Here is a 12,139-nt window from a genome sequence, read left to right on the forward strand (position 1 = left end):
GAGGGAATGAAAGTCTCTTTGGCTTGGTTAAAGGAATGCGTAGCGGTAGAACAGACCGCCGTGGAACTAAGTGATATGCTCACCCATGCGGGTATCGCCGTGGATGCGGTAACAAAGGTAAGCCTGCCCTCCGCACAAGCGGGCGCTGAGTTTACCGATGAAGTGCTAGAGCTTGACCTAACCCCTAATCGCTCCGACTGCCAGAGCATCCTCGGAGTAGCCTACGAAGTGGCGGCGCTTACCGGCAAAGCCATTGCCGAGCCTGCGAGTGTGAGCATCGGCCAAGCTGTACCGAGTAGTCCTTACCTGAGGGTAGACATAGAGGCCCCAAGTCTCTGCCCCGGCTATCTGGCGTTAGTCCTAGACGTCGTGGTAGGTGAGTCGCCGCTCTGGCTTAAGCAGAGGCTAGAGAGTGTGGGCCTTAGACCTATAAACAACGTGGTGGATATCACCAATTTCGTGATGTGGGAGCTAGGTCAGCCTTTACATGCCTTTGACTACGACCGTATTACCGGACAGCGCCTGCTGATTCGACAAAGCCAGCCCGAAGAAAGCCTAAAGCTCATTGACGGGTCATCCCAGCTACTGCCCGCAGGCACGCTGGTCATTGCCGACGCCGCACGCGCTTTGGCGATAGCCGGGGTCATGGGCGGTATGGACAGCGAGGTTTCGCTTGGGACGCGGCGCATTGTGCTTGAATCGGCGCTGTTTGAGCTCACCGGTATTAGACGCACTACGCGCGCTTTGGGGCTACGCACCGAAGCTTCCGCACGCTTTGACAAGGGAGTAGACCCAAGCGGTATAGTGCGCGCCTTGCAGCGCGCCGCCTACCTGTTTGAGTTGTGCGGTGTAGGCCAAGTGGTAGGCGAGTGCGTAGGCCGGGAACCGGTGTATCTGCCCTATTGGCAAATACAATTGCGCCCCGAGCGTGTAAACTCCTTGCTTGGAATCGACCTCTCGTTAACGGCTATGCAGTCGATTTTGCTGCGCCTCGGTATGCCGGCGGAAATCCGTGACGATACTTTAGTCGTATCCGTCCCCGTGCGGCGGGGCGATGTGCGGCAGGAAATAGATTTGGTCGAAGAAATCGGGCGCATCCACGGGTTTGGCAACATACCCACACGCGCTCTGCAGGGAGAGGTAACCCAAGGGCGTTTGAGCGAAAGCCAGCGCTTGTCTCGCGCCCTGCGCCGCACGCTGCTTGCTCTAGGCCTCGATGAGGTCATCACCTTAAGCTTTTATGATGCTGCTCACAGCGAAAAATACATGCTCCCCGCGGAGCACCCCTTCCGCCGTCTCGTGGCGTTAGCCAACCCGCTCAGTCGAGAAAGAGGCGTGCTCCGCCCCACACTCCTGCCGAGTATGGTTGAGGTGCTAGGCTACAACCAAGCGCGCCAGATTAAAGGCATGTCCGTGTTTGAAATGTGCACTGCGTACTTGTCTCATGCGGATGAGCCCGTGGAACAGCAGGTCCTCTGCCTAGGCGCATGCGGCGAGCAAAGGGGCAATTGGACTCAGCCAAGTCAGCCGTACGATTTCTTTTATCTCAAGGGTATAGTGGAGACGCTATTGCCGGAAGCGATTTTTATCCTAGGCAAAGAGCCGTTTCTGCACCCGGGCAGGCAGGCCGAAGTGTGGCAGGAGGGGGTTAAGGTCGGCTATCTCGGCGAAATCCACCCCGCAGTCGGCTTGAAAGAGAGAACAGTAGTGGCGGAGCTAAGCCTAGCGAGTGTGCTGCGTACCCCGCTCGGGCAACCGTCTTACCGGGGCCTTAGCGTGAGCCTGCCCGTAGAGCGCGACATCGCTTTCGTGGCAGACACGAACGTCAGCGCGGGGGATATTATGGCGCGCATCCGAGAGACCGGCGGCGCCCGCCTCGTCGGGGCCACGCTGTTTGATGTCTATGTAGGCGCGAACACGCCGCCCGGCACGCGGAGCCTAGCCATTCGCCTGGAGCTAATGCCTGCGCAGGGGAGCTTTACCGAAGCCGAGCTTAGCGCCATTCTCGGCAAGCTGCGGCATGACTTGGAGCAAGCTTTCGGCGTTGTTTGGCGAGTCTAAGCAGGACTTAACAGGCTTTTGGCGTATGTAAATGAGAGGGAGGCGGCGATAGTGGAGACAAAGGAAACTGTGAAGCTAGACATTTACGGCCAGACACTGCAATTGCGCTCTGCTGCGCCGGCCGAGTTGCTGCGCCTTGCGCGCATGCTCGACAAACGCATGCGCGACTTTGCCGAGCAGTATGAACGTATCAGCGTCACCCAGCTAGCGATTTTGGCCGCCCTTAGTGCTGCGCGTGAAGCGGCGGAGGCCGAGCGCGAAAAAGCGGAGTTAACACGCCGCATCAGCGTATTAGAGCAAAGAATAGCGCTCCTAGACCAAGCAGAAACTAGTCCGTCTCGGCACTAAGGAGGGGTAAGCGTGAACCTTAACGCGCTAGACTACGGTCTCTTGCTTGTGATTGGCTTTTTTACCTTGGTGGGGGGAAGTCGCGGCCTAGTGCGCCAGCTCTTTGACTTAGCGGCCTGGGCCTTGTCCCTGTACTTAGCATTCCTTTTAGGCCCGGCGGCGGCGCGCGAACTTAACCGCATCTTTGCGCTCGAGGCCTACTTGAACCAAGCGCTTGGGCCGCTGTGGGGGGACTTCAACCTTGGAGCGTCAGCCGTAAACGCGCTTGGCTTTATCGCCGTGCTTATTGTCGTGAAGCTAGTTGTGGAACTTGTCGCCAATATGGCCGACCTCCTTGCTAAGCTGCCGATCATCGGCACATTTAACCGAGTCGGCGGCTTGGCATTTGGCTTGGCCAAGGGGGTCGTCATAGTATTCGTTGTATCCATATTGCTTACGGCTCTGCCGATGGGCGGGTTTGAAACGCACGTCGCGAACTCAAGGCTAGTAGACGCCGTCCTTAACCTTAGCCCCGCACTCACCGCAGAAATCCGCGGCATCATTGCCGACGTGCGGCCTTAGCGAAGCAAAAGGGACGGAGCTTTTTGCTTCAGCCATCAATCAAGGGAAGTGAATCAAATGAACGAACGCACCCTGCGGGTGCTTGAGTTAGATAAAGTTAAGCATATGCTTAGTCAACATGTCTCGTCCGGTTTAGGGCGCGAGTTGGCGGAAGGTCTGCTGCCCGTCACCGAACGCGAGAGAATCGACTGCTTGCTAGACGAAACAGCCGAAGCGCGCACTATTAGCCGAACCGAGGATTTCCCGCTGCGTGGCCTCCGAGACGTGCGGGCAGCGGTGCGCCGTGCGGCTATAGGCGCCGTAGTGGGCGGCGAAGACTTGTGGCACGTAGCTACAGTGCTTGGAATTGTGCGACGCGCCCACCGCTTTTTTGCCGAACGCAACCATCACTATCCGCTCTTGTCCGCACATGCTGCACGGCTTGTTCCCTTGCGCACGTTGGAGGAACAAATCCTCGGGGCGATAAGTGAAGAGGGCGAGGTACTAGACCGAGCCAGTTCGGAGTTGCAGCGTTTGCGGCGCGCAATCAGCGATGCGCAGCGCGAGGTTAAGCAAAAACTCGAGGGCATGCTGCGCTCCTCTACCGTGCAGAAGTATCTGCAGGAGGTACTCGTAACGATGCGCGGCGACCGCTACGTGCTACCGGTAAAGTCTGAATACAGGGCGCAGGTTCCCGGGATTATCCACGACCAGTCTGCCAGTGGCGCAACGCTGTTTGTTGAACCGATGGCCGTAGTAGAGCTAAACAACAAACTCCGCCAGCAGAGAGTCGCAGAAGAACAAGAGGTAGAGCGCATCTTGCGCGAGCTCTCCGCGAGTGTGGCCAGTGCGGCGACGACAGTCCTAGCAAACCTAGAAGTGCTCGCTTGGCTCGATTTCTCGCTCGCCAAAGGGCGGCTCTCCTATGATATGCGCGCCGTGCGGCCGACTTTAAGCGACGATAACGCCCTCCGGCTCATACAGGCTAGGCACCCCCTCATACCCAGCGTCGACGTGCGGCCTATCGATGTGCGCCTGGGGCAAAGCTTTTCCGTGCTCTTAATTACCGGGCCAAACACAGGTGGCAAAACCGTTACACTAAAGACCATTGGCCTTCTCTCGCTAATGGCACAATGCGGCCTGCACATTCCCGCGGCGGAGGGTAGTCAAGTCGGGGTCTATGACAGCGTCTACGCGGATATCGGTGATGAACAAAGCATCGAACAGAGTCTTAGCACCTTTTCGTCGCATATGACTAACATCATCCAGGTCATCGAGGCAGCGGATTGCGCTTCGCTGGTGCTACTTGACGAGCTGGGAGCAGGTACCGACCCGACGGAGGGCGCTGCGCTAGCCATGGCAATTATCGACACCTTCCTGGCGCGGGGCACGCATGTCGTTGCCACCACGCATTACAGTGAGCTAAAAGCCTACGCCCACACCAAGCGCGGCGTACAGAACGCCAGCATGGAGTTTGACGTGGAGACGCTTCGGCCTACGTTTGTGTTAACGATTGGGCTGCCGGGTAAGAGCAACGCCTTTGAGATTTCGGCACGCCTGGGCCTTGACACTAGCATTATCGCAGACGCGCGCCGCTATCTTACGCACGAAGCCCTTAAGGTCGAAGACCTGATTCGCGGCCTAGAAGCTAGCCGCAAGGAGACTGACGAGGCCTTGCGAAAAGCGATTGTTAGAGAACGCCAAGCAGAAGCGCGATTACTTGAAGCAGAACAACAAGCTAAGCTGCAGCATGAAAAGACGCGCGAAGTGCAAAAGCGCGCTGCGGAGGAAGCCAAGGTTTTGGTGCGCCGCGCCAAACATGAGATTGACGCACTTCTTGAGACACTAAGGCAAGCCGAGAAGGCAGGAGCGACACAGGACCTTGCGCAGACAATCGAGCAAGTCAGGCAACGCCAGCGCGAGATTACGCGCGAAATAGACGAGCAGGTTGAGGAAGATGCGGTAGCCACGCTGACAGCCAATGCGCTCCCGGAAGAGGCGATTGCCGTCGGCGACGAAGTTCTGGTATTGCACCTTAATCAACGGGGCAGAGTGCTGCAGGTGTCAGCGGGTGGTAGCGTTACCGTGCAGTTAGGTGCGCTGCGCACTCAGGTTGAGGCTAGGCAGGTCAAGAAGGTGGCCGAAAAAAAGAAGCGTGAGACAGGTGAGCGGGCAGGCTTCCACAGTGTGGACATTACAGGACACAACATCAAGCTTGAACTCGACCTGCGCGGCTTTACGGTAGAAGAAGGCGTGCAGGAAGCGGATAAGTACCTTGATAGCGCGCTCCTTAGGGGTCTTGGCCAAGTGCAAATTATCCACGGCAAAGGTACTGGCGCGCTGCGCGATGGCATAAGGGACTTTCTTAGGGCTCACCCGGCAGTAAAGAGCTTTCGCTTAGGGCAAGCCAACGAAGGCGGCTCAGGTGTTACGGTAGTAGAGTTAAAGCGATAAACTAACTCCCCGGAGGCGTACTGCTGCCGCCGTTTGTAGGCGGTGCGCGGTGCACCGGGCATTGCTCAAACGGTACTTGGCGGGCGTGGTCGACTGGATGGAGTCGGTTGCCGCCGGTGTCAAAGACTTCGGCATATGGTTCGCGACGCACCCTCAGCTGCATTGTCACCGAGGCAGGCGGGCAGTATGGGCCGGCTAAAGCGTTAGATTCATTGCAGATAGCGACCATCACGTGCATGTCGCATGGGTCTTCGGGTCGCGGCTCAGTTCCGCGAATAAACCAGTCGTGGGCAATGTCTGCAGAAGGGGTAAGTGCCGAAGGATACTTGCCTGACAAGCGTGAGAAGCGTTGTCGCACCAGCCCTAGCCTGCGTGGGGGGCCAAAAACGCCGTACTCCTCGTACCACTCTGTCTGGAAGGTGGGGAAGGCAGTCACGTTTATCGCCCTGTAGTAATGGGACAAAGTGCGCCCAAAAATGGCTGTGGCGGTGCCGCTGCCCACGGCGTTCGCTCCCGAGCTTGGCATGCCTCCGCGAGCCCTGTTGTCGCTGACGCTTCCGGCGGTGGTGTGGATGGACCTGGTAGGATGTGGCGGTTCGTTTGGCCGCACTTGGCGTGGCGAGCCTGTGCTACTGTCGTCGTGTCCTAACCAGACGCCGCCTGTAAACTGCGGGTTGAAGCCGACGAAAACAGCATCCAAGTTATCATTCGTGGTGCCAGTCTTGCCCGAAACTTGCCCGGCGAACCTGCCCATGGTAGCGTTACGCAAGCCGAAATGCCCAGTTCCTACGACTCCCCCTTGCGACTCAACCGTGCCGCGCATGAGGTCTGTCATAAGCCAAGCCAATTGCTCGGTCAGCACAATTCTGCGCTCCGGTGGTCTTGCCTCATAAAGGACGCTGCCGGTGCGAGAGGTGATACGCAACAACGAGTGAGGAGCTACATATACTCCACGGTTGTTAAATACGTTATAAGCCGCGACCATTTCATGCAAGGTAAACCCTTTAGTTAACCCGCCTAAGGCCACAGATAGGCTGTCGTTATCATTGCTCCGACCGGTTCGCTCGAATCTAAGTCCTAGCATCTCCGCCCAATTCAGCGCTCTTTGCCAGCCAACGGATTGGAACAACTTCACAGCCATAACGTTGAAGGAACGCGCCATGCCCGTTCTAAACGAGGTGTGCCCATGGAATGTATTTACATCAAAGTTGCGGGGAGAAAACTCCGGTGCCGTAGGATCTCCTGTGGGAAAGGTGACGGGCGCATCATCAACCGTGCTGGCAATGGTTCTTCCTCCAAGAGCTAGTGCTGGCCCATAGACGACCAATGGCTTAATCGCCGAACCGGGCTGGTTCTGTTCGCGTGAGACGCGGTCGATGCCGAATCGCCCTACCATGTCGCGCCCGCCTAGCCACACACGGATAGCCCCGCTGCTAGGTTCAATAAACAAAGCAGAGACTTGTGGTTGCAGACCGCTCAGCTCAAGTTCACCGCGCGGGTTGCGCGTGAAGCGCGCCCACTCAAAGTCAGGAGACTGTGCAAGGCGTCTGATTTCAAGGTTGGGGTCGGTGTCCCGGGCATGCCGACGCAGTCTTTCCAATACACCATTTGGCTGCGTAAAAATTTCCAGTGCAGCCTGCTGTGCTGCGCGCTGCATGGTCAGGTCAAGCGTTGTGTGAATCGTTAGGCCGCCGCGAAGAATGTAGTCATCGGCCTCTTGTTCACTTATCCTTTGGGTGTTCACGATCCATTGTCGCACCTGTGCTACGACATGATCCACAAAGTAATTGGTTAGGCTTGTCTCGGGTTCATGTTGCCGCGCTCTAGCTAGGGTGATCTGTGTGTCTAACGCGGCCTGCCTCTGTGCTTCCGTAATGCGCCCGTGCCTAACTAGTTCACTGAGAACAAGCCGTTGGCGTTGCATTGCAGCCTCCATATTGCCTTCACGTGGGCGCCACGCGTTAGGAGCCGGAATAACGCCCACTAACATTGCGCTTTCAGCAAGAGTGAGGTCAGATACGTTTTTCCCAAAGTACTGCTGGGCAGCTGCCTGAAAGCCGTACGCTGACCCTCCGAGGAAGATTTCATTAAGGTATGCTTCGAGGATCTCGGCTTTGGTGTACTTTTGTTCTAGGCGAAACGCTACATAGATTTCCCGCACTTTACGTCGCACAGAAAACCTTAAGTCGTCCAAAATGCGGTTGCGTGCCACCTGCTGCGTGATAGTACTTCCCCCTTGGCGGTCCTGCCCGGTAGCTGTGAGCCAAAGTGCACGCACAAAATCACGGGGAGAAAAGCCAAAGTGCTCATAAAAGCGAATGTCTTCCATAACGACGACTGCTTCAACTAGGTGTTCCGGCATCTGTGCAAGCGGGACGCTAATACGGTGCTGTACAGCATGCAACTGCGTAATGACTTCGCCGTGCACGTCAAGTACAGTTGAACTTTCAGCGGGACGCGCTGCAGTCAACGTGGGGCGCTCTAGGTCATACACCAGAGAATATCCATAGCCAAGCCCTGCGGTCAAAGTAACGAAGGCAATGATAACGCCCCAATAAAGCGCCGTCAGCAGCAACCGCACATGATTGCGCCGCGGCTTCATTTTAGGTTTCGTGGCCATTTGTTGCCCCCCTTTGACTTTCATTATACCATCACTTCACATGAAGGAGTATCATACCGAACCAAACCCACCTCAATGACGTGACGTTGTCACGTACAGATGCGCTATGACATAAAATAGCGAGTGGGGGTGAGGAAGTGGTTCTTCTTACGAAAATGCCGCGTAAATCTCGCAATCGAGGCAGATTCTATTTCTTCCTAATACTTCTGCTTGGCGCATCGCTTATCACTTTTATTGACAGCCAGCTTAGACCTGCCCTCATTGCAATCGCTGAAGTGCGAGCTCACCTTTTGGCCACCCAGGCACTAGCGGAAGCTGTGCACGAGGCTACCGGCGAAAGTCTTGCCTACGACCGCTTCATCACAGTCCATACTGATCAAGCTGGCAGACCGACTTGGGCGAGGCTAAACACGGTGGAGGTGAACCGCCTAGTTACCCGCACGACGCGGCATGTCCTGGCGACCCTAGAAGCATTGCGCGAGGAAGACATAGCCATTCCGCTGGGGCAAGCGTTTGGTAGCGCTCTCTTTGCTCATGTCGGCCCGGCGGTGAACTTTCGCATAATGCCTGTCGGCACGGTTAGCATAGAGGTAACAGACGCGTTTGAATCGGCAGGAATCAACCAGACGCGCCACAAAATCTACTTAGAGATTTTTGCTGACCTTAGAATCGTGGTGCCTCTGCTGCAGCGAACCGTAAGCGTGCACTTAGAGGTGCCTGTGGCTGACGTAATTTACCTTGGCATTGTGCCGGAAACAGTCGTCAATCTGCCATTTCCCTTGGGGGCGGGCTTTGTTGTTCCCCCCGCAGGCGAGCGACCGCCCCTGCGGCCTTAGCAGGAAACAGCGCTCGGATGTCGAATCATATATTAGGTGCCAGAACCCAAGGCCTGCCTTGGGTTCTGTGCTTGGGAGGAGACACACGTTGCGGATTGAGGACATTTTCGCTGCAGGCGGGCCTATCGCGAAACATCACCCAGCTTATGAAGCAAGGCGGCAGCAAGTGAATATGGCCAGTGCTGTGGCCACTGCACTATCCCTAAAGCGCCATCTGGTGGTGCAGGCAGGCACCGGCTTAGGCAAGACCTTCGGCTACTTAATACCCGCCATCATCCATGCACGCACAGCTAAGAAGCGCATCGTCGTGTCGACTAAGACGCTTAATTTGCAGGACCAGATTTTCAAGAAAGACATCCCCTTCCTGCAACAGGTGTTCAGTGCGAGCCTGCCTTTTGTCGCAGTCCTCGCTAAAGGACGGAGCAATTATATCTGTCGCCGCAAGATGGAGCATATAAGAACGTTTGATAGGGGCTTATTAACGCAGGAGAGCCAAGTCAAGGAACTTAGGGAACTGCAGCAATTACAGAACACTAAGGAGTTTAACGGTGATCGTGAGTCCTTGCCCTTCCATCCCGCCGCAGATTTATGGCAACATGTGTGCGGCGAGGGAGAGAATTGTCTGCGGCGCGCCTGCACTTACTTTGCAGACTGTTTTTACTATATTGCGCGGCGCTCACAGGCGCAAGCAGATATTGTGGTTGCCAACCACGCCTTGTTTTTTGCCGACCTAGCCGTGCGCAAAGACGCAGGGTTCCTGCAAGAGCAGGCCGTGTTAGAAGACTATGAAGCCGTGGTCTTTGACGAGGCCCACAATCTTGAAGACGTAGCGACAGATTTTTTCAGCCGACGCGTTTCGCCGGGTGATATTCGCCGCGCCGCAGCCGCCATTAACGCAGGGCTGCGCGGAGCTATGTTGTCTGACAATGCGCAAATGGGTCGCATAGTAGAAGCTATCTGCCAGAAATTAGTGCGCGAGGGCGATTTCTTCTTCGCGCAGTTTGAGAAGCCCGTGCGCCTTTTGGCTACCGACAAGTACCCTCATGTCCTAAAGATTCACCTCGTCGAGCTAATTCAAGCACTTGCAGAGCTAACGGCAGGGGGAAGCGAGCAGCAAACTGCTTTGGCGACGCAGCTGTGTCAGCGCCTTATGCGAATTGACGACAACCTGGAGTTTATTCTGGAACGACGGGGTGGCGACGAGGAGTTTGCCTATTGGGTGGAGGTAAGCGAAGAAGGAGTGGCGTTAGTCGCCGCACCTGTCTCCATGGAAGAAGACCTGCGCGAGCACATTTTTACGCGCATCCCCGCAGTTGTGCTTACTTCGGCGACGTTGTCCTCGATTCTGCTCCGGCGCGTGGGGCTTGGCAAGTGTGACCTCTTGCGCCTTGACTCGCCGTTTGACTACGCTAAGAACGCCTTGCTTTACCTGCCAAAGGACGCTTCGGACCCGCGTGAAGAGACTTTCGATGCCTATGCCGCCATGAAGATTCAAGAAATTGTGCGCGTGACGCGTGGGCGAGCGCTAGTGCTTTTTACCTCTTTCCGCTCCATGCAGGCCGCATATGAACGCCTTGCCTCAATGGAAAGCGACGGATTCACCCTGCTTATGCAGGGAAGCGCCTCTCGCAGTACTTTGATGCACCGCTTCACGACGTCACCGCAAGCCGTGCTGTTGGCTGTAGCTAGCTATTGGGAAGGAGTTGATGTGCCCGGCGAGGCCTTAAGTTGCGTTATTCTAGTAAGACTGCCTTTCGGTGTCCCAACAGAACCAATAACGCAAGCACGTATTGAGCATATGCAGCGCAAGGGCGAGGATGCGTTTAGTGCTTATAGTCTCCCGCAGGCTACACTTAAACTTAAACAGGGCTTTGGCAGACTGATTCGCACCGCCGAAGACAAAGGTGTGGTGGCCATACTCGACGGGCGCGTGCAAAACAAAAGTTATGGTCGAGCGTTTTTGAAGGAATTGCCGCCTGCCCGCATAACGCATGCACTAGACGACGTAAAAGAGCTGCTGTTTAGTTACGCCGCTATTCATAGAGAAAGGTCGGTTGGGAATAATGAAGACGAGACATCTTGCTGTAGCCATGTTGATGGCCTTAGTGTACCTCGGTAGTTTTGGTTCAGCGCGAGCGTTCACACCACAACCCGGCACTGCCGACGACCCGCTGATAACCGTCAGCTTTTTCAACCAAGCTATCCAACCTTTTGTAGCGCGGCTGGCCGTGGTAGAAACGTTGACTTCACATGTCGCCGGCTTAGAGCAGCGCATCGCGCGCCTAGAGGCGCAGGTTTTGGCGCTGGAGGCGAGACTGGCGCAACAGCCGCCCGTTACGCCGCCCGTTACTCCGCCACCTGTTCAACCGATAATTGTGCATGGGTTTATTAACGGCTCGGTGGTCAACATCCGCAGTGGCCCGGGGACAACTTTTAGTATTGTTACGACTTTGCCGCTTAACACCCGCGTAGAAGTCCTGGAACGCGGGAAGGACTGGCATAGAGTGCGCTTGCAGGATGGTCGGACAGGCTTTGTAAGTGCCCCTTTGCTCCGGATACCTTAATTTGTGGTGTTCTTTTTTGTGTTCATTCTGTTAAGCTTGATGTAGACTTGGATTTGTTAATGGGAAGTTAATGTTGCGCAAAAAAAGTTTCTGCGATGCGTTGACAGCTGTCGAGGCTATGTGCTAGTATAAAAACCGTCGCCGCGAGCAGAACTAGTGCCTATGCCTAGTGCCTAGTGCCTAGTGCCTAGTGCTCAGTGCGACATTGATCCTTGAAAACTGAACAATGCAGGCGCAATTGGGAGATGAGAGCTGTGAGCTTTGAGCTGTGAGCTGGGATGCCCGGATTGCGCGTAAGGATGAAATTAAACAGACCCGTTTCTTTGGGCTTTTTCTACAAGCGACAAGCGAGTAGGGACAAGCGACAAACAAACAAGTAATTAAAGCGAGCCAAATCGCTTTTCGATGATTTGCCGCCGGGCGCCAGCCGCCAGGCGCCAGCCCTTGGTGTAAGCCGGAGGCTGGTAGCTGGTAGCTGGAGGCAGCGCAATCTTTTTCGGAGAGTTTGATCCTGGCTCAGGACGAACGCTGGCGGCATGCCTAATACATGCAAGTCGAACGAACTAGAGGTTAGAGATTAGAGGTTAGAAGTTAGACGCAGGAGTTTTCCTCGTTCTAACATCTGACTTCCAACCTCTAACTTCTAGTTAGTGGCGGACGGGTGAGTAACGCGTGGGCAACCTGCCCCAAAGCTCGGGATAACACTCCGAAAGGAG

General features: G+C 55.7%; 8 protein-coding genes and 1 rRNA gene. 8 read left to right on the forward strand and 1 reads right to left on the reverse strand.

The features are described from left to right. The first annotated feature begins 6 nt into the window (after nt 1-6). The 4 genes from pheT to KGZ66_11715 are packed head-to-tail and all read left to right on the forward strand — an operon-like array spanning nt 7 to nt 5,403. A complete protein-coding gene (gene pheT / locus KGZ66_11700) occupies nt 7-2,061 on the forward strand; it encodes a phenylalanine--tRNA ligase subunit beta (GenBank protein ID MBS3986250.1) in 2,055 nt (684 codons plus the stop codon). Nucleotides 2,062-2,112: 51 nt separating this feature from the next. Further along, complete coding sequence (gene zapA / locus KGZ66_11705; GenBank protein MBS3986251.1) at nt 2,113-2,409, forward strand: cell division protein ZapA; 297 nt, start codon at nt 2,113-2,115, stop codon at nt 2,407-2,409. A 12-nt stretch (nt 2,410-2,421) separates the two neighbouring features. Continuing rightward, nucleotides 2,422-2,970: a CvpA family protein gene (locus KGZ66_11710; protein ID MBS3986252.1), complete on the forward strand. Its 549-nt coding sequence runs from the start codon at nt 2,422-2,424 to the stop codon at nt 2,968-2,970. Nucleotides 2,971-3,027: 57 nt separating this feature from the next. Further along, a complete protein-coding gene (locus KGZ66_11715; GenBank protein MBS3986253.1) occupies nt 3,028-5,403 on the forward strand; it encodes an endonuclease MutS2 in 2,376 nt (791 codons plus the stop codon). Nucleotide 5,404: 1 nt separating this feature from the next. Here KGZ66_11715 and KGZ66_11720 read toward each other — a convergent pair whose 3' ends face one another. Then, complete coding sequence (locus tag KGZ66_11720) at nt 5,405-8,023, reverse strand: transglycosylase domain-containing protein (GenBank protein ID MBS3986254.1); 2,619 nt, start codon at nt 8,021-8,023, stop codon at nt 5,405-5,407. A gap of 137 nt (nt 8,024-8,160) precedes the next feature. Here KGZ66_11720 and yunB point away from each other — a divergent pair, with 137 nt between their 5' ends. From yunB to KGZ66_11740, 4 genes are all read left to right on the forward strand, one after another. Beyond that, nucleotides 8,161-8,859, forward strand: coding sequence for a sporulation protein YunB (yunB, locus tag KGZ66_11725; GenBank protein ID MBS3986255.1), 699 nt, complete (start codon nt 8,161-8,163; stop codon nt 8,857-8,859). A gap of 88 nt (nt 8,860-8,947) precedes the next feature. Further along, complete coding sequence (locus KGZ66_11730) at nt 8,948-10,978, forward strand: hypothetical protein (GenBank protein MBS3986256.1); 2,031 nt, start codon at nt 8,948-8,950, stop codon at nt 10,976-10,978. Next, entirely contained in the window at nt 10,923-11,423 is a 501-nt protein-coding gene (locus KGZ66_11735) for an SH3 domain-containing protein (GenBank protein MBS3986257.1), read from the forward strand. Before KGZ66_11730 ends, KGZ66_11735 begins: the two co-directional genes overlap by 56 nt. Nucleotides 11,424-11,916: 493 nt before the next feature. Further along, nucleotides 11,917-12,139: ribosomal RNA gene (locus KGZ66_11740) — 16S ribosomal RNA — on the forward strand; the annotation flags it as partial.

It is taken from the genome of Selenomonadales bacterium (assembly GCA_018335585.1).
Classification (GTDB): Bacteria; Bacillota; UBA994; order UBA994; family UBA994; genus UBA994.